Origin of the sequence: Phocaeicola plebeius (assembly GCF_003437535.1) — a bacterium.
Classification (GTDB): Bacteria; Bacteroidota; Bacteroidia; order Bacteroidales; family Bacteroidaceae; genus Phocaeicola; species Phocaeicola plebeius_A.
In genome coordinates, this window is sequence record NZ_QSQT01000007.1 from 74905 (window position 1) to 97259 (window position 22355).

Here is a 22355-nt window from a genome sequence, read left to right on the forward strand (position 1 = left end):
GTTTTCTGTAATGATTGTTCCTGAAGTTTGTGTGGAGATTAACGGTCAATGTCAGGGATGACAAAGTCGAGTGTACCTCCAATGGCAATTAAGTCGGCAATTTTAGCTCCACGGCAAACGGTATCCATGGCGTGAACCAACGGAAGTCCGGTGGAACGATAGTGCAGACGGTAAGGAACTTTATCACCATGGCTCTCCAATATCACATCAAACTCACCACGACTGGTTTCTACCGATGAAGTGAATACACCCTCCGGCAACTTGATGATGGGTTTGGTCTTGGCACGGAATTCTCCTTCCGGAATATTGTCAATCAGTTGCTCGATGATATGGCAAGACTCCATGATTTCGTCCATACGTACCATGTAACGGGCAAAGGAATCACCTTCCGTGTACACAATCTCCTTAAAGTCCACCTTGTCGTAGAGTGCGTACGGATGATGCTTACGCACGTCGTTGGCCCATCCGGAAGCACGTCCGGTACCTCCTGTACATCCCAGTGAGATGGCATCTTCCTTTGACAAAACTCCTACACCTTTCAGACGGGTATCGGCAATGACGTTTGAAGTAAAGATGTCATGATAGTCCTGAATTACACTGCGCAGGTGTTTGATAAAGTCTTTCACCTTCTGCTGGAAGGTAGGATGGATGTCAGCCTGTACACCTCCAATCATGTTGTAGTTCTGAATCAGACGGCCTCCGGTAGTTTCTTCAAAAATATCCAGAATCATCTCACGTTCACGGAAACCATAGAAGAAAGGAGTCAGTCCACCCATATCCATGACCAGACAGGAGTAGAACAGCAAGTGTGAGTCGATACGCTGCAACTCGTCCATGATGGTACGGATGTACTGGGCACGTTCCGGTACCTCTATTCCGGCAGCTTTTTCAATACACATACACAACGCATGGCGATTCTGGTGAGCACTCAGGTAGTCCAGACGGTCGGTCAAGGCTAATGTCTGCGGGTAGGTGAGACTTTCGTTCATTTTTTCGATGCCTCGGTGGATATATCCCAGTATCGGGTCAATCTTACGGATGTTTTCTCCTTCAAGAGAGGTACGCATACGCAATACACCGTGTGTAGAAGGGTGCTGCGGCCCGATATTTACTACAAAATCATCTTCTCCAAACACCACGTTCTTACGGCCCTCAAGTGTGCCGTCGGGGCGGAGAAAGTATTCATCTGTCATATCGGCATTTTCCTCGTTGTCCATCCGAAGTGGGTTGGAGTTCATGTCATAATCCTTTCGCATAGGATAGCCAATCCAGTCCTCACGCAAGAAGATACGGCGCATATCCGGATGATTCAGGAAGCAGATACCGAAGAAGTCGTACACTTCACGTTCTTTAATCAGAGCGGTTTTCCACAAGTCGCTTACTGTGGGGAGCAATGCCTTTTCACGGTCTGTTGTTACCGCTTTGAGTGTGATTCTTGCACCTGTGCGGGTAGATTCCAGTAAATAAAGCGCACCTAAGCCTTCTTCACCCCAGTCCATTCCTACGATGTCACGCAAGAAATCCATCGGGTTTTCTTTGTCATTCAGTAGTGTCTCAGCTATCTGATGTAACTTTTCTGCCGGAACTTTTACGACAGTCTCTCCTGTCTGGCTGATTTCGGCTTCAGGAATAATGCTTGTTATTTTTTCAATTTCCATTTGCATTTTTTCTTTTTACGTAGGGTTTATTCCTCTTTTTCTTTACGGTTTACTTCTCCTAAGAAGCGCTCCACTTTGATTTTACGTTGAAGCTGCATCATGCCATAGAAGAAAGCTTCCGGTCGGGGAGGACATCCCGGAATGTACACGTCTACCGGAATAATCTTGTCGATACCGTTTACTACGTGGTAAGATTTGATGAAAGGACCTCCGGAGATGGTACATCCACCTACTGCTACTACGTATTTAGGTTCGGCCATCTGGTCATACAGACGTTTTAATACCGGAGCCATTTTGTGTGTGATGGTTCCCAACACCATGATCATATCGGCCTGACGAGGAGAGTTTCGGGTTACCTCAAACCCGAAGCGGGCCATGTCATAACGGGCTGCGCCTAATGCCATAAATTCGATGGCACAACAGCTGGTTCCGAACGTCAGACTCCAGAGCGAATTGCTTCGTCCCCAGTTAATCAGTTCGTCCACTGTTCCCAGTACGATTCCGGCACCGTCCATGTTCAGACGACGTACCATGTCTTCCAGATAATCATTGTTCTTGAAGTCCTCATACTCCATAGAACGAATAGAGGTAGCTTTTTTTACTTCCATTCAAGAGCTCCTTTCCGCCAGGCGTATGCCAGGCCCAAAATTAAAACTACCAGGAAGAAACCTACACTGACCAGTGCATATACTCCTACCTGGCCGGCCACTACAGCCCAAGGAAAGAGAAATACCGTTTCAATGTCGAACATCAGGAACAAGATAGCAAACAGGTAGTAACCTGCCTTGAATTGCACCCATGATTGTCCACGCGTAGGAATACCACATTCGTACGGTTCTCCCTTCTGCGGATTGAATGACCGTGGAGCAAGTAATTTTGCGATGGTCATTGCTGCCACAACAAGGACGATAGCAGTCAGAATAACGACAATAATAAATGTAAAAAACATATATCTAAGAATTTTTGATGATACATATAGATGATAAACTACTTCCGTTACACTGCAAGCCTCTGTCTGCAATGTATCAGAACAATCTATTTTAAACTGTTCTTAGATAGTATTAAATAAGGATTTTTTTGAGGGTATATAGATAATAGAATTTATCTAATTGTGTATAAGGATGTGTGGAATATACAGAACAGACCAGCCCTAAATGTGTGGGTGGTCTGGAAATAAAGTCTTGTCCAAACGAGAATACCGGCAGGAAAAACTTACCGTCCAGGTTTTTCTGGGTTTGTATGAATAAAATTTTCTGCGGAATATCTGCTTGTATGTTGGCAATCAGAAAGTCAAGCGTTTTCGAAGGAATATTGTCCGGATGCTGGTAGATGGAATCAGCCGATTGGGTTTCCTCTGCTGTATTGTTCTCATTGAGCACGGTGGAATAAAGCGCAAAGAAGTTTGCTCCTATGAGTACACTCATAAGAGTAATTAGGGATATACAAGCAAAAATCTTCCACTTATTCATGCTAATACCTTCAAAAACGCTGCAAATGTAGCCATTTATTTTGATTCATGAATCTGTATTTTCATTAATTTTTCTTGTCAGGCAGTTTGCTCTGTTTTTAGAAAGGATAACCAATGGCAAAATGAATACCCATTCCGTCCTTGAATTTAGGTATATTATAGTATCCACTCTTTTCGGTATCGTATGGCACATGAAGGGCAAAACCGAAGTCCAGTCTCAGAATCAGGAAGGAAAGGTCATAACGAATTCCTACTCCAGTTCCCAATGCAATGCTGTCAAAGAAATGCCGGAGATTGAATTCTGCACCGGGGCGAGCTTCATCTTTGCGCATAAGCCATACATTTCCTGCATCTAAAAAAGCTGCTCCGTTTAAGTTTCCTCCCATAAAATTTGAAAAGATACGGAAACGGTATTCCAGGTTGGCTTCCAGTTTGATGTCTCCTGTTTCATCCACGTAGGAATAACCTGAATTATTAGCCGGGTGGAATCTTCCCGGACCGATGGAGCGTACGGTAAAGGCACGAATACTGTTGGCACCTCCCACATAGAACTGTTCGCTATAAGGTGCGATTGTCTTGTTGCCGTATGCCCATATCACTCCTCCCATCAGTCGGGTAGCTAACTGTTGCTTTTCACTGATGTGGTAGGTATATCTTACTTCTGAAGAATATTTCAGGAACTGCGCAAACGGATTTCCCAATAGTTCCTTCTCCTTTTTGCTGAATTTCTGTCCAAAAGCCGCATAAATGACGGATGTCACATTTCCGGCAGAGGTGAGTGAGTTTTCCCACCACACACGGTTCTTTTTCTTCCGGTAGCTGTTGTCGTAAGTAACCGTGTAGGTCAGTGACGGAATGAACTGGTCGTCCAAACTATGGAACAGCATCGGGTTGGCATTGGCAATGGAGTCAAAGCGTGCGGTACGGTGCTGCAAAGTGTTGAATGCCAGGTGAATTGGAGTTACGGTATGCTTAATACTGCGTTTCGGTTGAAAACTATAGGATACAGTACCTCCAAATGACAACATCTTGAAGTAGCGGGCACGATTCACCTGTTCTGCGTAAATCTTAAAGTTGGTTTCAGACGGGAAACGGAAGGGGTCTACCCGATTTCTAATCCATGGTAAAACCAGTCGTGGAAAATTCAGAGAGAGGGCAGCTCCCAGCTCGTAAGAATTCATCACAGAACTTTCCCCGTCTACAGTAGAACTGGTCTGCCATTCGTATGAACCTTTCAACTCTAAGTTCAAGGAAGCACCCATTCTTTTGAAATTCTTCTTTGAAAGATTGAATTTGGCTCCCGGCCCTGTTTGCTTGGTACTCTTGGTGGTGACATTAAGTTCCAGTTCGCTGTCATAAGGCAGGTCGAACATGGCATTGACCGTAATGTCCAGGGTATCTCTTCCCGGACGAGGAGTGTAATTGAAATCATTGTATTTGAACACGCCTAATCTGGACAATGCCTGCTGGGTATAGTTCTGGCGTTGCTGAGAATACATTTCTCCGCTTTTATAAAGAAAACGTCGGCGGAGTACCCCATATCGTATGCCCGGCTTTTTTCCTGCATAATTAATGGTGAAGTTATGAAAATTCAATGAATCATTGGGTTGTTCTCCATTATGTCCTACTAGATTGATGCTTGTCTTTCCAATATAGTAAGTACGCAATCCCTCTTCCGGAATATTATGTTTCTGTACAACTCTTAAGTTGACATAACCGGGACGAATCAATGTGTCGGCCATGAACGTAATAAAATCTGGGCGATAGAAATAATATCCGTTGTTACGGAATAGTTCTACCAGGCGATTCCTTTCTTCGTCCAATTTATTGACAGTGAACGCATCTTCTTTTATTAACAGGCGTTTACTATATGTAGCATGAATCAGACTGTCTTCCTTGGGTGAAAATCCTACATAGGTAACGGAGTCTAATTTGTAACGTTGTCCGGTGTATATGGTATAATTTAATTTGGCTTTCTTCGGGTTCTTGGCTGTATCTACTTGCACTGTCACGTTGCCTTGGAAAAAGCCATTTTCACGTAAAACGTTACTTGCTACCTTTGTACGGGTATCAGGGTTAACGGTAGATACATAAATCGGGTCGGCAGCCAGTTTCTTGAAAATCCATTTACCAATACCTTTTTCGTATCGTTCAAACCGGTTATACACCCATAGTCCTAATGGGAAAGGGATACGGAGGTTGGGGCTGCCGAAAAATGAATTGTTCGGTGCCACGTTCAATGCGCCTTGTACTTCTTCCAAAGTAGCTTCTCCATTATCGGCTTCATTGTATCCCACAATTTTAGGAGTCGGTGTACCGATATAGAGCAACTCGTCTTCCGGAAGATGCTTGGTTGTGGAACATCCGGTTATGATAAATAACAGAAGTCCTGTCAGTAACAGTTTATTTATTCTTCTCTTCCTCATTTTCATCTTCTTCTTTTTTTTCGACTTCAGGCTGTGGTTTTTTCTTCTTTCTGAAAATAAACAGTTCGCCCACTTTACTAACTTTCTTGCGCAGTACAATACCGGCTCCGGTTTCTATTACTTCTCCATCGAGCACACTTTCGTAGTTCTTATCATGGAAAAGCTTGACGTAGCGAGTACCACTGTTGTCCAGACGATATTCTAATGAGATATTATCAATGAATGACTCGTCCTGCTGCACATTATTGCCGGTGGATACTTTTCCACCAATTACCACTCGGATACGGTTGTTCCAGAATCTCTTGGCAAACTGGAAGTTATAATCCGTAGATGTCTGTCCGGTTTCTTCTCCATTATTGGTTTCTATACCGAAATTCACATCAATGGTCTTGAGGGCACTTCCAGCCACTTTGGAAATCTGGTCTTGCAAGAAAGAGTTCATGACACTGCTTCCACCACCTCCCAGTGTACTACCTTCCGTCAGGTACATACCTGTTACCAGCATGGTTACAGCCACCTTGTTCTTTTCTTCAGCCGACATGGAAGCCAATTCATTTTGCATGGTACCGTCATCCGGAGCATCAATGATAAAGGTAAATCCTAAATTCTCCAGTGTATTGGTGATGTTGACACCTACATCGAAGTTGACCATGCGCGATGCCTGCCCTTCTTGTGCTACTGAAGAACGTATTCTTTCCGTCGCTTTTATACTCATGAGAGGGTTCATCGCATTTCCATTCCACTGTATGTAACTTCCGCTTTGAATATGGAAGGTCTTTAACTGGATAATTGGGAGCTGGTATTTCATTTCACCGCTTAGAAGAGAATACCTTCCGTTCAGAATGATGTTTCCTTCCGGAGTATATTGGAAAGACAAGTCGCCACCTCCTTCAAAGTACATGTAGTTGCTTCCTTTTTCATCCATATTGACACGGCACTGTACCCCTTCGTCTATGTGTAAGGTCATCAGCATGTCGATACCTCCTAGTGAGAGGGCTGGAAGAACCCTTCTTTGTGCAGAAGTCGTATCGCTGAAGTTGGTGAAGGTTACTGTTTCTTCCAGACGGTCTTCTACGGTCAGCGGAGAATCCTGTAGGATATAGGTAAAGTTACTGTTACCCAAAATATTCATGTTACCGCGTATATTCATGTTATCGGGTGTACCTTTAAGAGTAGAGTGGAAATCCACGTACAACTTCCCATATACGAGCGACTGTTTGGTCTGCTTGGCATTCAGCAATTCAAAATTGTTGGCATCCATCTTCAGGTTCATTTTCATCTGACTGAAATCTGCCATGTCCACATCCCCGTCAATGGTGAACGGAGTTTTCCCTTTGGTGAAGATCTTGAAACGGTTGAATGTAAGCTTGCTGTCCTTGATTTCCACCGGTTTGTTATCAAATCGGAGGTTCAGAGATGCTTGCGGTACGTATACATTTACGCTATCCAGGTTAATTTTTCCGTTCATGAGCGGTTGGGAAGCATTGCCGGACATTTGCATGGTACCGTCAATATCTCCACTCAGCATAGCCATCTTACCCGGAATAAAAGAGTTTGCTATTTCCAGCGGGAAGTGATGCAATGCCATACGTGCATCTATCCGATCCTCTTTTTGTTCTTTCTCTTCAGCCGGGAAGTATGAGCCTTCTATACTGATTACTTCCTTGTCATTCTGCATGATGAGGCCGTTGATATGCTGTTCACCGGTTTGTTTGGGAAGGTAGACCGCACTCAAAGCCCAGTCGCCCAAAGCTATCCCGTTATATCTGAGCTGGTTGATGTTGTTCTCAAGAGAAATCTGATCCATGCCGTCTTCTGTCTGCACATAATGTGCTTCAGAGTTAATCACGCCCTCGATGTCTGGCATATACGGAATCACTCGTTTGAACTCTCCAATGTTAATCTGAGTCAGGGATAGAGTCAAATCTTGCTGTGCCGTAGAATCTGGAGTAGAATAGAAACTCAGTCCGGTACGCAATTCATCGTAAATGGACAAATTGGCCATGATTCGTCCGTCATCTCTCAGATAGATATAATTATCCGGATTAACCGTAAACTTACGGTACACTAAGATAGGGTCAAATGGGGTGATGTGGAGACTGATTCCGCCTTTTTGCAGGCCAGCCACCATACCTATATTTACTCCACATTCTTTTTTACCGTTCAGATATTCAATAGTAGCATTAGCTTTGTCAGCTCCTATATCTCCATTCAGTGTAATATCGAAAGCTTCTTGGAACGGTTTGTCATTGGCTATGACTCCACTGTTAAACAAAATCTTATCAGGCTGTTGGGTGGCATTGAAATAGATGGTGTCAAGCGCTAGACTATCTGTCTTTAATCCATAAAGATTCATCGACGCATTCAATCCTTCTGCAGGGGAGGTGCGTATATTCACATTCATGCGGTTAAAGTTTATCTTTTTGATGGCCAGTGTATTGGAAATGGGGTTGTCCTTTCCTGCAAAGATTCTGAACTGGGTTTCTGGCCACAGCTCACGAAGGGCAACCTGATCAATTGATTTCTGCTTCCATTGTGCGCTCAGTGCATTCGTCAGTTTGGTTATCTGATTACCTAACTCATCAATACCTCCTCGGCTTCTGAATAGAAACGTCAGGTCACCCGCATTTGCGTAGCTCCTGATAGAATCGCGTGCAGTGCTGAAGCCGAAATGTATATCTTTCGTCTTAAATGTCTTTTTTTCAGTGATTAAATTTATGTCTTTTACAGATAAACGGATACCGTGACTTTTTTTCATGTCCGTTCTCATGTGAATGTCGATATTTTCGGTAGTCCTTAACGGAGAACTGAGCAATCCCATTCCGTATAAATCAAGATTCTTCACTTGAACCAACATATCCGCAGCAATTGCAGAAGGGTGTAGGGATGCATCTAACTGCGATGAGATATTCATCAGGTTGTCATTCACATCCAAGTTGAGGTTCGCTTTTGATTCTTTCAGGGCTGCATTAAGCTGTACGCCAGAGAAGACACGGGTTCCCCATTGAAGGTGGTTGAGTGCGGCATTGGCTGTTAATGTAGTTCGTTTGGAAAAAATATCTGTTCCTGCTCCTTCAAGTTGCATACCAGCAGAGAGATAAAACAACGAATCAGCTGGCAGGAAATCATGCAGGTTTAGCTCACTGATTTGCATATCTGCCTTATAAGCTTCTTTAAGGAGGTTGTATTCCGCATTTAGCTGTACTTTTCCTTCATTCTGGCTTAAGGTAGTTTCGGTAAACAAATCGTTACCTTTCATACCGGCCTTTCCATGAATATTCATTCCTGACGGAATAACTACTCCGTCGGTCAGGCTACTCAGAAAATCCATTTTATAGAAATCCGAGTTCAGGTTGATCACTCCCTCTCTGGAAAGACTGTCGAGCACATTTTTTACCGTTCCGTCCATTTCCATACGGAAACAATCGGGAATTTTAACCTGGCAAGTAGTCAGTTTCAGGTCACTCAGACTTCCATCTACCCCGATACGAACTTGTAATGGAGCTGCAGGGAAGAATTGAATAAATTCTTGTGGCATGTCTGGAATCAGTTTGAACAAATCAGCTTTACCGATTTCAGCCATGAACTGACCGTTCAATACGCCGTCCTGATTCTGTTCGGTGACCGACCAGTCTATCGTAGCCTTGAGAGCCAGAAAAGAATTTGCAGTTTTGATTTGTAAAGAAGGTACACGTATGGCTTTCTCATCTGCCTGTAATTGCCCCTCAGTCGATTTGATTTCCAGTCCCGAACGCTCTTTCAGCTCGAACTGATGCAGTAATGCCCGGATGTTATTCCCCTGATAATATAAAGAATCCATCTGTAAATTGATGTCGGTCACTGCAATATGTGACGGATCCAATCCCTTCTCTATAGGAGGTGTATTCCCTGAGTTATAGTATAATCCACTCTGTAAAAGCTTAAATTCTTTAGCGGAATAAGCCGCTTTATGCAAGTCAACCAGTCCGTCTCTTAAAGAAGCATTCCCGACTTTAAGCCCTAAGTTCATGGAGTCAAGTGGCATATCCATCTGAAAGTCCACATTTGCCAAATCAATCTTTTCTAATTTAAACTTCCAGAATGTAGGTGCACTTTGGGTGGTATCTTGTGCGGTTGTATCTGCCAGGCATAGTTTCAGATTGGCATCTTTTAGTGTGAGCTCGTTGAGCACAGCTGTTTCCGGCGTCAAGGCTACTCCATGCGATTTCAAGAAAAGTTCTCCCAGGTTTCCCTGCAAGGACATTCCTTCAATCAGGTCGACCGTATTGACTGAAGCGTTTTTCAGTTCCACTCCATCAATCTCTATCTGCTTCTTTACCAGAGGGAGTAATTGAATTTTTACGGTTAGTTTTTCCACATTCAGGAGCGTATCCTGAGGGTTGGTAACCGTGGTTTCATGGACTACTAAATTTAGCGGAAAAGAAAGCGAAATTCGTTGTATATGAATGTTCATCCCCGTAGCTTGCGAAGCGTATGATGTCGCCTTATCCACAATAAAATTCTGGATAGCAGGTATATAGATTAATATACACAAGACTATAAAAAGGATAAATGGACTTGCTAATACAATTCCTCCCCATTTTATATATTTTTTCATATACAGTTTAATCATTAGTTATGCGAATATATAAAAAAGAACCCAAAAGTGATACATTTTGTTTATGACAATGAGTTGAAATCACATTATTTGTTTACCTTTGCGTAGTTACTAATTTTAATACAATTCTATGAAACCAACTTTATTTGTACTGGCTGCCGGTATGGGGAGTCGTTACGGTGGCTTAAAACAGCTTGATGGACTGGGTCCTAACGGTGAAACAATCATGGATTATTCAATTTTTGATGCTATCCGTGGTGGTTTCGGGAAATTGGTTTTCGTAATCCGTCGTGATTTTGAAAAAGATTTCCGTGAAAAGATTGTAAGCAAATATGAAAATCATATTCCTGTAGAAGTTGTGTTCCAGGATTTGAACGACCTGCCTGCTGGCTTTACTTGTCCGGAAGGCCGTGTTAAACCTTGGGGAACAAACCATGCAGTGTTGATGGGTAAGAATGTAATTAAAGAACCATTTGCCGTAATCAATGCTGACGACTTCTATGGACGTGACAGTTTTGCCGTATTGGGTAAATACTTGTCAGAATTGCCGGAAGGTGCAAAGAACGACTACAGCATGGTAGGTTTTCGTGTAGGAAACACTTTGTCAGAAAGTGGAACGGTAGCTCGTGGTGTATGTGCAACTGATGAAAATGCTCATCTGACAACAGTCGTTGAACGTACTGAAATTATGCGTGTAGACGGTGTAGTTTCTTATAAGGATGAAAATGGCGAATGGGTTGGTATTGAAGATAATACTCCTGTTTCAATGAATATGTGGGGATTCACTCCTGATTATTTCCAATATTCAGAAGAATATTTCGCTGAATTCCTGAAAGAAAATATCAGCAACTTGAAATGTGAATATTTCATTCCGTTGATGGTGAACAAGCTGATTAATGAAGGAACTGCTACTGTAAAAGTACTGGATACTACTTCTAAGTGGTTTGGTGTGACATACGCTGCTGACCGTCAGAGTGTAGTTGACAAGATTCAGGCTTTGGTAGATGCTGGTGAATATCCTGCTAAATTGTTCTGATTAGAAACAGATTATAATACTTAGTATAATGAAGACCGGGATTACAGAAATGTGATTCCGGTTTTTTGCGTGTTATATGATGCATTAGAATTGTGAGTAAGTTATGGTATGGTTATGAATAAAAGTTTGTCGACGGGAAAATAAAAAACTACCCAAGAATGTGCAGAATACGCAAACTTGGGTAGTTCTATTTCTTCTTAAAAAGATGGAAGGGAAGGTTTATTTACCGCCGTTTATCCATGTCTTTTCAGAGTAGATATAATATCCATCTCCATAAACACTGCTGATATTAGGATTACTTAATACGCTACTATTTCCGTATGGTAAACGTTCTGGGAATCGGTTGACTCCTCCTTGAGTGTTATACGGATTTGTCAAGACAATATAATTTTCACCCATTGCTTTTACACGGCGTAAATCATTATAAGTTTCCACTTGCTCATCTACGCTTTGAGCGATATATTTCTGTTCGAATACCTTTTGAAGTGTTGGTGTTCCTAATGAGCTGGCGTAAGCGCTGGCATCTGTATCATCATCAAACCAACCCATAATTTCACTTACAGAAGCTGCAACAGCCTTTTGGAATTCGGTAGTGGCGTCTTCATTAAGACGTAATTTAACTTCTGAAAGAATAAAATATAATTCAGAAACGCTGAACATGTGAATAGGCTGTGAGCCTAAGTCGTACCATGCGGGATAGGCAAGACTTCCATCGGCAACCTGCGCGATTTCTTCATCTCCAGGTTGATATGACCCTCCTTCTGACTTATCTGTTTTATAAATGTAATAAGGTAAACGAGGATCATCTGTTCCCATCAGATTTGTTACAGTCTTGGAAGAAGCTGTATATTCTCTACTCCATATATATGCACTCCAAGGATTGTCACAAGTAACTCCATTGAATTCTTTAATCAAAAAACCTTTAAAGTTCAATTCTACTGCTTTTTCTGCGGCTTTCTTCACTTCTGTCAATAATGCTGTTTTATCTTCTGTAACAGCTAATTGATGCAATAAATAGCGAGCTTTCAAAGCGTAAGCTGTAGCCATCCACTGTTCATTATCATTTCCAAAAGCAATATCCTGATTTCCGGCAGACTCTAAATCTTTACCTTTTTCAAGATTCTTTATAGCATCTTCAAGGGTATTTAATATACCTGTATAAACATCTTTCTGTGCATCCAGTTTGGGTTGAAGGTTTTCTTGGCCCTGTAATGCTTCGCTATATGGAATATCTCCATGCATATCTGTCAATATTCCAAAATTCAAAGCTTCCAAAGTTTGTGCCATACCCAATAAGTCATATTTTTCGGCGTTACCTTGGGTTCCCGTCGTGATTTTTTCAATCATTTGGCGGATGTTCATAAGATTTCCATAGGTTGCATTCCATACGTTATTGAAAGTCGTAGATGCTGCCCATTCCGCAGAGTTACGTAACTCTGCTCTCATTAACTGGTTATTTCCAACTCCAATTTCTTGTTCGGTAAGAGAGGAAAGATAAAAAGCATAGTCTCCTGATACTGTACTGAAACCTGTAGCCATAATTGCATCTGTCAGCTGAAGTGCGGCTGATACATTTTCAGGAGAAGGATGTTGGTTATCCTTATTGATGTCATCCATTATATCCTCGGTACAAGATGTGAGTCCGAGAAATGCAATAGATAAAACGGATAATATATATTTCTTCATATTTGAATCGTATTTATTTTAGAATTTAATAGTAAGTCCACCACCAAAGCTTGAAGTATTAGGAACAGAGAAGCGTTCAAAATATCCACTCATGTTATTGTTACCCTGTGATGATTCCGGGTCAAAATTCGGCAGATTAGCCCAGATTAAGATATTACGAGCAAATCCATATACAGAAATGTCGAAAATTCCCATCTTTGGTAATTGGTATGTCAGTGTTACATCGCGCAATTTTACGAAGCTAGTATCATAAATACCAGATTCAGAAATGTTGTAATATTCCTGATAATAAGCTTGCTTGCTAACTTCAACCGTGTTCTTTTCTCCTGTAGCTTCATCAATACCTTCTGCTACCATTGTTCCTTCATGGTATGGAAGAGATTCTTTTGTTGCACCGAAATAGTTTAATGTCATGTTTGTACCATGATACATTTTTCCACCTTGCTGCCAGCTCCATGTAGTAGCTAAAGAAAGACGTTTGTAGCGTCCACCAAAAGTGATACCAGTTGTGAAATCCGGTGAACAGTTACCTAAGTTCTGGCTATCTCCTGTTGCTTGTGGTAAGCCATTAAGCAATAACATGTTTCCTTCGCTATCACGCTTGAATGCAGCACCATAGATATTAGGATAAGTACATCCAGCCTGTGCTCTAACCTGCGGCTCAACAAATCCACCCAACATAATAGATTCTACACCCGGTGCAAGTTCAATAACCTTGTTGAGGATTCTGGTAAAGTTGATACCCAAATTCAAATCATAATCTTTACTTTGCAGAATAGCTGCATTGATAGAGAATTCATGTGCATGGGTACGCATCTTTCCGGCATTTGTCATCATATATTGATAACCTATAGCACCATCTGTCGGTACAGAGAATATCTGATCTTTAACATTCTGTAAACTATAGGTATATTCCATTTTAATTCTGCTGTTGAATAAATGCAAATCAATACCGGCTTCATAGTTTACTGTATTTTGCGGCTTAAGATTCTCATCATATACTACATAATATGGTACGTATGATGAAACACCACTTGGAAGCGGATAAGATACCGGAGTGTAGGCCAAGAAACCTCCTCCGTAAGAAGGTGTATAGTAGAAGTTGTTGTAATAAGTACCAGCTTGACCTACCTGTGCAAATGAGCCTCTTAATTTACCATAGTTGATTACACTGTTGCCTTCCAAGAATGGTAATTTAGTGAATTCCCATCCCAAAGAAACTGAAGGATAGAAGAAACTACGGCTTCCTCTAGGCATGGTAGATACGTAGTCATTACGTCCTGTAACAGTTAAATACAACTGGTCTTTCCAGGATGCAGACACACTTCCAAAGAAACCTACAGTACGTTCTCTTCTTGTATATTCATTAGCACTGGCCAGGTTAGTCGCATTTCCAATGGTCGGGAATCCCGGGAAATTAAAATTGCTTGCATAATAGTCCCAAGTACGAATGTTTTCGTCATTAAATTCATTACCTAAGATGATGTTCAATCCCCATTCGTCTTCATTACCAAATCGACCGTCGAAATTAATGGTAAACAAGTTGTTGAAAACATTGTGTTGTGAACCATAATTTTCAATTTCGCCACCGAGTAGGGCACTTGTTGTACCCATTTCTTTTACATCGGCATAATTAGAAGTCCAAATATCCAAACCTGCTTGTTCACGGAACTTCAAAGTAAATCCATCTCCCCAATTTAATTTTGGCTGATATTCAAGATATGCATTGCCAAAAACACGGTTTGTGTGCTGCAAGTATTCATTATGATCAGCCCACCAATATGGGTTCACAAATGAAGTAGAACGGAAAAGTACTTGGTTCGTGATATCTCCAGGTGCGTGTGTCGGGATTCCTTTCAGATCATATTCAGCAGGAGCAGAATATACGACGTTCATTATACCATCATTAGCACCAGGAGCAGATGTAATTTTGGTTGATGAATAGTTTGCAGAAAAACCAGTATTCCATTCTTCATTGATTTTCCAGTCAACCAAACCTCTGGCTCCCCAACGATTCATACCTGTAGATGGGATGATACCATTTTGATAAGAGTTGTTTAATCCAAATGAATAGTTTACCCCGTTGAGACTTTGTGATATATTTACATTTGTGTTTTCTGTAAATCCAGTACCTAAGAAATCACCTACGTTGTCATAAATTTGCGGAGTTGTCCAACCATCAAGACCAGCTTTTGCACGTTGAGTGTTATAATATTGACCTTCATGTTTACCAAATTCTGCAGTATATTGGTTGTCTGTATTTCCACCATAAACAGGATCATTTGCCAAATCTGTGATTTTAGGTCCCCATGTGCTGGAAGATGAAGGATTGTATGCGCTGATTTTATCGCCTTGTGCATATACTGTTTGACGTTCAAATTTTCTAGAAACACGCTGAGCACTCATGTTAGTAGAAATAGTAACACTTGGCTTATTCAAGTTGTTTTTAGAACCGCGTTTTGTTGTAATTACAATGACACCATTAGATGCTCGAATACCATACAATGCAGAAGCAGCCTGTCCTTTGAGTACGTTAATGGTCTCAATATCTTCAGGGTTAATATCAATACTACGGTCTGCATAGTTTGCTCCTGTTACAGAACTACCGGTATCAAAGTCTGCTGATGTATTGATAGGCATACCATCAATTACATACAAAGGTTGGTTGTTTCCATCAAATGAACGGGCTCCACGAATGATGATTTGAGAAGAGGCACCCGGAGCACCAGACGATTGGCGTACTTCAACACCTGTCAGTTTACCTTGTATTGCATTAGCCAGTGATGTTGTACCACTTTTATTAAGTTGGTCAGATTTTAAATCTTGTGCAGCATATCCTAACGCCTTACGATCGCGTTTAATACCCATTGCTGTCACAACAACTTCATCAAGCTGCTCAGCATCAGATTTTAATACTACATTTACAATTGGTTTAACTTTCACTTCCTGCGACTGCATTCCGATGAAAGAAATGACCAAAGTTCCGGCGGAACTATATTAGCTTTAATTCGTTGATTATCAAATGGTAAATTTATTTCCAATTTATTAATGAGCCATTTTAAATCAGTTATAACTGCAAAATTTATATAGTTTTTCTACCTTATTATTACTAATAGGATTAGAAAATGTATTTATATAGATGATGTAATGCATAATATTATATTATGTTTCTCGTGCGAGAAACATACGTTTTACGATGCGGAGCCGTATGTTTCTCATGCGGAAAACGTACGGCTCTGCACCGTAAAATATAAACTATAACAGAGCGTCTTCTTAAATTAATAATTACATTCTTAGATTAATGATTAGAACTTACATTTTTTCAAGTCTTTTACAATCGTTCCTGAAAAAATATCGCTATATCTCTGAGTAGTTTTTACACTTTGATGCCCCAATAGCTTTTGGACTGTAGTTATTTGAGCCCCGTTGTAAATTAAAAGAGTAGCATTAGTATGCCGGGCTGTATGAAATGAAAAGTGTTTTTCTATCTTGGCTAACACACCGATTTTTTTTAAATCTTTATTTACGGAAGAATTCGATTTTATATGAAAAAAATCACTTAAATTCTGATGATATTCTTGCAATAATCGGAGGGCTTTCCCCTGAAAGAGAAGATATAATGCTATGCTGACTTTTGTATCTGTCTTGACAGTTTTAAATATAAGCCATTTCTCTCCTTTTATCGTAACAATATTACTTTCATTAAGAAGTACAAAGTCTGAATATCGAATCCCCGTATAACAACAAAATAAAAATGCTTTCAAGCTATGCATTAATGATTTTGGACACGATGAAAGCTCTAGCTTTTCTAGCTTCCTTATTTCTTCAGGTAGTAAAAAACTATGTTTACTTTGAGTTGTTTTTATTTGGTATTTTCTAAACGGATATTCATCAGGCTGAATATATCCTCTTTTGATAGCTTCATTAACAAAGGTTCTTAATTGTCTCATGTGTTTGGCGATTGTGTTTGTTTCATACATTCTTTGCCTCATGAAATCTTCAAAATCAAGAAGAAATGTATAGGTTATATCTTCAAATTCAATAGAGGGACGAAAGTGATTGAGTAAATCCAAAGTCGTTAAAAGATTCTTTTTGGTAGTATCTTTACGCAATGAGTGTTCTACCCAATTTCTACCAAAGAGTAGAAATGTCATTTTCTCTGTATCATTTTGATGGTTGAAAGTTTTAAAAGCGGACAAGTTGATATAGACACCGCGTTTCCATGATTTCAATTCTTCCCATTGCAATTGTAAAATAAATTCTTCTAACATTCGGTTTAATTCTTCAGAATGCGGATGTTGGATAATTCTACTATGATGGTTATCCCATTGCTTTGGATTGACATATATTCCTGTCGAAATGTAAACCTTTTTACGATTTCTGTAAGCTTCCACTTGAATAAGAGCCTTACCTGATTTGTTTAACTTCTTTTTACGATTGTAGACCAATCTGAAATAAATCTTGTTCATACTATGTTGTTTTTAAGAAAATATGCAGATAATATGCAATAAGAAGAAGTTTATTACTTATATAACGTCTATTTTAGCTAAATTAAAACTAACAAGTATCTAGCAAAAAGGATTCATTATTTTGATTCGATGATAAATCCCAGATACAAGAAATGCATATCATTTACTTTATAAAAACATACTTTTGCATGAAAGTGGCAGGTATAAGTGTTAAAAAGCAAGCTTTTGGGGGAATTTTATTGAAAATGGTATAAATATTTAAAAAGATATTACTACTTTTGCGTCCTGTTAGAGTGAATGAATTTTTATTAATGTAAAGTTAAACTTTAAGAGAGATTTTTATGAAAAGAAAATTGATGCTGTTAATGACCTGCCTGATGATAGGTATTGGTCTGGTAAACGCTCAAATCTCAAAGGTAACAGGTAATGTTACTTCTGAAGAGGATGGTTTACCTGTAGTGGGCGCATCAGTATTGGTAAAAGGTACTACAGTAGGTACTGTTACCGACATTGATGGTAATTTTACGTTGACTAATGTGCCAAGTTCCGCCGGAACTTTGGTCATTTCTTTCATCGGAATGCAGTCGCAGGAAGTGAAAGTTAAGCCAATTGTAAAAGTATTATTAAAATCTGACGCAGAACAACTTGATGAAGTTATGGTTGTTGCGTATGGCACTGCTAAAAAATCTTCATTTACAGGAGCGGCATCTTCTGTTGATGGAGCAAAAGCTTTAAAAGATATTCCTGTCACCTCTTTTGAGCAAGCTCTTGCTGGTACAACTCCTGGATTAACAATAAACAGTAACAGTGGACAACCGGGCGCGGCATTAGAAATTCGCGTAAGAGGTACAGGCTCAATGAATGCAACCAATGAGCCATTATATGTAATAGATGGTGTTCCCGTTGTATCAGGAGATGTTGCTATATCAGCTGTAACAGACGATAGTAAATCATTTAATATTATGTCATCTATTAATCCCAGTGATATTGAGAATATTACCGTATTAAAGGATGCGGCTGCAGCTTCTTTGTATGGTTCTAGAGCAGCCAATGGTGTAATTTTGATTACTACAAAGAAAGGAAAAGCCGGCAAAACACGTATCAATTTTAAAGCCAATTGGGGATTCTCTGATTGGGCTATGAAAAATCGTGAAAATGTAAATGGAACTCAACGTAGAGAACTGACATACGAAGGAGCCTATAATGAAGCTATTCTTTATGGTATTCCTGATGCAGACGGAAATTACACTCCTGCAACAGAAGAACAAGCAAAAGCGTATGCTCAAGCAGCAGCAGACACCTATGCGCCTGACTATAATGAAGACTGGGAGTCTGCTTTATTCCGTAAACACGGCTCTTCACAAAACTACGAATTTTCTGCACAAGGTGGTGATGATCGAAACTCCTTCTTCGCTTCTTTAGCATACAAAAAAGACCAAGGTAAAGCTAACAACTCTAAAATGGATGGATTTATTGGACGTATCAATGCAACTCACCGTTCGGCAGATAATAAATGGCAAATGGGAGCAAATATTTCATTGTCAAAACAAAAATCCTCTGTTGTTAGTGAAGGAACAGCTTTTGCCAATCCTTTTTTCTTGCTTAACTATGTGATTACCCCTAACATACGAATCTACGATGACGAAGGGAACTATGATATGTCAAATCCTATTATTCAGGCTTATTTCCCTAAATCTCATCCTATAGAAGATTTACAGAAAGACAAGAATGAGTCAAATGTTTTCAGAAGTTCGAATAATTTATGGGCCTCCTATGAGATTATTGATGGGTTAACGCTAAAAGAAAATGTCAGCTATGATTATATAGCTAATAAATCATTAACCTACTGGCCTATGGATTCAAACAATGGTAGCGATTTAGGAGGTCTTGGATCTAACTATATTTTGAATCAAAACAACATCTATTCTTCTACCACATTAAATTATGTGAAGAGCTTTAATCAAAAACATAATTTGGATGTACTTGTAGGATGGGATGTAGATGACCGCAGAATAGAGTATGTAATGGCATCACAAAATGGATATCCGCACAATAAATTGCCAGAATCTATTAATGCTGCTACTCCAATGGAAGGTATGGCGTATTACGAACAAGACCATTTGTTGTCACTTTTGTCACGTGTAAATTATGATTTTGACAATAAATATTATGTATCAGCCAATTTCCGTCGAGATGGAAGCTCACGTTTAGGTGCAAATAATCGATGGGCAAACTTCTGGTCTGTTTCTGCTGCTTGGAGAATGACACAAGAAGAATTTATGCATAATCTGACATGGTTAAATGATTTAAAGATAAGAGCATCTTATGGTATCAATGGTACTTTGCCTAGTTCATACTACAGCCATCTAAGCTTGTATGGATATGGTTACAATTACCAGGATAAACCAGGCTCTGCTCCAAATTCTGTTCCAAATCCAGACTTGTCATGGGAAAAAAACAAGAATCTCAATATCGGATTTGATGCTCGTTTTTTTGACCGTTTAAACATTACATTTGATTACTATACACGTCGTACAAGTGATTTATTGCAAGATGTTCCCACATCAATGGCTGTAGGTTTTCAAACTATGCTAAAAAATGTTGGTGAAATGAAAAATCAGGGTGTAGAAGTAGACATCAATGTGGACGTGTTCAAACACTCACAAGTAAGATGGAATACAGGTCTAGCATTGTCACACAATAGCAATAAAGTAACCAAGCTTTATGGAGGAAAAGATATCATTGATGGTACTAGTATTATTCGTGAAGGAGAATCATACTATTCATGGTGGAGCCGTGAATGGGCTGGTGTAGACCCACAAACTGGTGAAGAGCAATGGGTATTAAATACAGTAAATGAAGATGGCAGTATAAACAGAGAATTAACTAAAGATCCTACAAAAGCTCAACGTGTAATTATCGGCAAACCAGACCCAAAACTAACTGGTGGATGGAGAAACTCTGTTTCATGGAAAGGATTAGAATTGAGTATGCTTTTCAATTTCTCTTTAGGTGGAAAAGTATTCGACACTTGGAGAACAAGTCTTACAGATACAGATGGATATCAGGTATGGTATAATATGTCAACCGAACAGTTAGACAGATGGCAAAAACCTGGTGACGTTACAGATGTTCCTCGCCGAATCAATAATTACAAATGGGGAAATTATGGGAGCTCACGTTTTATGAAAGATTTGAACTATTTACGTTTGAAATCATTAAGTCTTTCTTACTCACTTCCACAAAAATGGGTTAACAAAGCACAGTTAAACAATGTTCGTGTATTTGTCTCAGGAACGAATCTACTCACTTGGACTTCATATAAATATGCAGATCCTGAAATGCCAGTAAATGGAATTCCAACACTTGGACTTCCTAACTTAAAGACTGTTACATTTGGTGTTGAATTAGGAATTTAATAAAAAGAAGAAACAATGAAAACAACTATACATACAATATTTGTGACCTTGCTGACTGGAGTTACGTTGTTATCTTCGTGTGATGATTATCTGACAACATTGCCTAGCAATTCGTTAGTTAGTGAAGGAGCAATCACCACGGAAGAAGATACGAGAACAGCAGTGAACGGACTTTATCAAGGGCTTATTTCTGTCGATGGTTCATACTATTACGGTACAGATTTCATTACTCGTCCAGAAGTGGGCGGTGAAGATATACAAACTAGAATGGTTGGAGACCGTACAGAAAACTTTTATCGTTTTACCGATAGGCAAAATAATGCTAGAGAATCACTTTGGTCTGTACCTTATGTAGTCATAAATCGTGCTAATGTCCTCTTAGATGCTATTGAATCTGGTTCTATACCAATGACAGATGTAACTAAGAATTCAAAGGGGGAAGCTTTAGCAATCAGAGCATTAGCTCATTTCAACCTTCTAATTACTTATGGTACACCGTATCAAAAAGATAATGGAGCATCTTTAGGAGTTCCTGTGATAACAACCGTACTTGATGCTGCAAGTTTACCTGAGCGTCTTACTGTAGCACAAGGCTATGAAGCAGTTTTAACTGATTTAGCAGATGCTTTAGATTTTATAAGTGAAGATAAAACATACGGTCACATAAACCGCTGGGGGGTAAAGGCCTTAATAGCTCGTGTCAATTTATATAAAGGTAATTATGAGGAAGCCTATAAATACGCAAAAGATGTCATTGATAATGGAGGATATAATCTAGTCCCTAACGCTGAATATATCAACATGTGGGGAAAACGTGAAAATAGTGAATCTATTTTTGATTTAGATTTATCTTCTACTATGTATGGCGGAAGTAGAGAGCTTATTGGATCTCTTGTTGCACCAAGTTCATACGGAACAATGATTGCAACAACTGATTTCCTGAATTTACTAAACGAAGATCCGGATGATGTACGATTGGGATTATTGATAAAAGATAAAGATGGACAGAAGCGTGTTGTAAACAAGTATCCAGGACTTGACGGAAATATTTTTGTGAATAATGTTAGAGTAATCCGATTGTCTGATATTTATCTAATTGGAGCAGAAGCTGCATTAAGAAAAGGCACTCCTGATCAAAATTCTGCTGATGAATACTTATATCAAATAAGACATCGTGCTAATCCAAACAACACAAAAATCACAGCAACTCTTGATTTAGTTAAGAAAGAACGTAGAAAAGAACTTGTGATGGAAGGTCATAGACTATATGACATTTTACGTGTAGGAGATACTGTTGAGAGAAAAGGAGGTACTCATTTCTTGAATGGAGAAGATTTAATAACCGTTAATTGGAATGATTATAGAACTATTATGCCTATCCCTCAGGCGGAAATTGATGCTAATCCTCAGATTAAACAGAATCCCTCATATTAATAGATTGAGAAGTTTTTCTTGAATTTATAATATATAGAAGCAAAAAGCATTGTCTTCTTATTTATAAATTCCGAGAATTATTATAGGAAACTTACCCAAGTTGCGTAGCGTATTCTTGGGTAAGTTTTTTTCTTAGTACGCTCTCTATTTTATTATAAGACA

At 39.6% G+C, this 22355-nt stretch carries 12 protein-coding genes; 3 read left to right on the plus strand and 9 right to left on the minus strand.

Going from position 1 to position 22355, the window contains the following annotated elements:
* Positions 1-38: 38 nt before the first annotated feature.
* The 6 genes from DXD04_RS05005 to DXD04_RS05030 form a co-directional block, all read right to left on the minus strand.
* Positions 39-1658: an NADH-quinone oxidoreductase subunit D-related protein gene (locus DXD04_RS05005; protein ID WP_040312285.1), complete on the minus strand. Its 1620-nt coding sequence runs from the start codon at positions 1656-1658 to the stop codon at positions 39-41.
* A 26-nt stretch (positions 1659-1684) separates the two neighbouring features.
* A complete protein-coding gene (locus DXD04_RS05010; RefSeq protein WP_007557848.1) occupies positions 1685-2266 on the minus strand; it encodes an NADH-quinone oxidoreductase subunit B in 582 nt (193 codons plus the stop codon).
* Positions 2257-2607 (minus strand): NADH-quinone oxidoreductase subunit A, encoded by a 351-nt coding sequence (locus tag DXD04_RS05015; protein WP_117671405.1) that lies wholly within the window; start codon positions 2605-2607, stop codon positions 2257-2259. Before DXD04_RS05015 ends, DXD04_RS05010 begins: the two co-directional genes overlap by 10 nt.
* 112 nt (positions 2608-2719) lie before the next feature.
* Positions 2720-3082 (minus strand): hypothetical protein, encoded by a 363-nt coding sequence (locus DXD04_RS05020; protein WP_022052799.1) that lies wholly within the window; start codon positions 3080-3082, stop codon positions 2720-2722.
* Positions 3083-3224: 142 nt separating this feature from the next.
* Positions 3225-5558: a translocation and assembly module lipoprotein TamL gene (tamL, locus tag DXD04_RS05025; RefSeq protein WP_117671407.1), complete on the minus strand. Its 2334-nt coding sequence runs from the start codon at positions 5556-5558 to the stop codon at positions 3225-3227.
* Complete coding sequence (locus DXD04_RS05030) at positions 5530-10149, minus strand: translocation/assembly module TamB domain-containing protein (RefSeq protein WP_259299518.1); 4620 nt, start codon at positions 10147-10149, stop codon at positions 5530-5532. Before DXD04_RS05030 ends, tamL begins: the two co-directional genes overlap by 29 nt.
* A gap of 130 nt (positions 10150-10279) precedes the next feature.
* Between DXD04_RS05030 and DXD04_RS05035 the strand changes: the two genes are divergently transcribed.
* Positions 10280-11185 carry a glycosyltransferase family protein gene (locus DXD04_RS05035; protein ID WP_117671411.1) on the plus strand — a complete coding sequence of 302 codons (906 nt, stop codon included), beginning with the start codon at positions 10280-10282 and terminating at the stop codon, positions 11183-11185.
* 219 nt (positions 11186-11404) lie between these two features.
* Here DXD04_RS05035 and DXD04_RS05040 read toward each other — a convergent pair whose 3' ends face one another.
* The 3 genes from DXD04_RS05040 to DXD04_RS05050 form a co-directional block, all read right to left on the minus strand.
* A complete protein-coding gene (locus DXD04_RS05040; RefSeq protein WP_117671413.1) occupies positions 11405-12871 on the minus strand; it encodes a SusD/RagB family nutrient-binding outer membrane lipoprotein in 1467 nt (488 codons plus the stop codon).
* A gap of 18 nt (positions 12872-12889) precedes the next feature.
* Positions 12890-15850 carry a SusC/RagA family TonB-linked outer membrane protein gene (locus DXD04_RS05045; RefSeq protein WP_259299519.1) on the minus strand — a complete coding sequence of 987 codons (2961 nt, stop codon included), beginning with the start codon at positions 15848-15850 and terminating at the stop codon, positions 12890-12892.
* A gap of 326 nt (positions 15851-16176) precedes the next feature.
* Positions 16177-17340: a site-specific integrase gene (locus DXD04_RS05050; protein WP_117671417.1), complete on the minus strand. Its 1164-nt coding sequence runs from the start codon at positions 17338-17340 to the stop codon at positions 16177-16179.
* A gap of 341 nt (positions 17341-17681) precedes the next feature.
* Here DXD04_RS05050 and DXD04_RS05055 point away from each other — a divergent pair, with 341 nt between their 5' ends.
* Together DXD04_RS05055 and DXD04_RS05060 are read left to right on the plus strand one after the other, a co-directional pair.
* Entirely contained in the window at positions 17682-20759 is a 3078-nt protein-coding gene (locus DXD04_RS05055) for a SusC/RagA family TonB-linked outer membrane protein (protein WP_117671419.1), read from the plus strand.
* Between the two features lie 15 nt (positions 20760-20774).
* Positions 20775-22193 (plus strand): RagB/SusD family nutrient uptake outer membrane protein, encoded by a 1419-nt coding sequence (locus DXD04_RS05060; protein WP_117671421.1) that lies wholly within the window; start codon positions 20775-20777, stop codon positions 22191-22193.
* Positions 22194-22355: the final 162 nt, after the last annotated feature.

Bases quoted from the DNA above. Each gene is read 5' to 3' on its own strand.
- DXD04_RS05005 (WP_040312285.1), bottom strand. From the start codon at position 1,658: ATGGAAATTGAAAAAATAACAAGCATTATTCCTGAAGCCGAAATCAGC.
- DXD04_RS05010 (WP_007557848.1), bottom strand. From the start codon at position 2,266: ATGGAAGTAAAAAAAGCTACCTCTATTCGTTCTATGGAGTATGAGGAC.
- DXD04_RS05015 (WP_117671405.1), bottom strand. From the start codon at position 2,607: ATGTTTTTTACATTTATTATTGTCGTTATTCTGACTGCTATCGTCCTT.
- DXD04_RS05020 (WP_022052799.1), bottom strand. From the start codon at position 3,082: ATGAGTGTACTCATAGGAGCAAACTTCTTTGCGCTTTATTCCACCGTG.
- tamL (WP_117671407.1), bottom strand. From the start codon at position 5,558: ATGAAAATGAGGAAGAGAAGAATAAATAAACTGTTACTGACAGGACTT.
- DXD04_RS05030 (WP_259299518.1), bottom strand. From the start codon at position 10,149: ATGAAAAAATATATAAAATGGGGAGGAATTGTATTAGCAAGTCCATTT.
- DXD04_RS05035 (WP_117671411.1), top strand. From the start codon at position 10,280: ATGAAACCAACTTTATTTGTACTGGCTGCCGGTATGGGGAGTCGTTAC.
- DXD04_RS05040 (WP_117671413.1), bottom strand. From the start codon at position 12,871: ATGAAGAAATATATATTATCCGTTTTATCTATTGCATTTCTCGGACTC.
- DXD04_RS05050 (WP_117671417.1), bottom strand. From the start codon at position 17,340: ATGAACAAGATTTATTTCAGATTGGTCTACAATCGTAAAAAGAAGTTA.
- DXD04_RS05055 (WP_117671419.1), top strand. From the start codon at position 17,682: ATGAAAAGAAAATTGATGCTGTTAATGACCTGCCTGATGATAGGTATT.
- DXD04_RS05060 (WP_117671421.1), top strand. From the start codon at position 20,775: ATGAAAACAACTATACATACAATATTTGTGACCTTGCTGACTGGAGTT.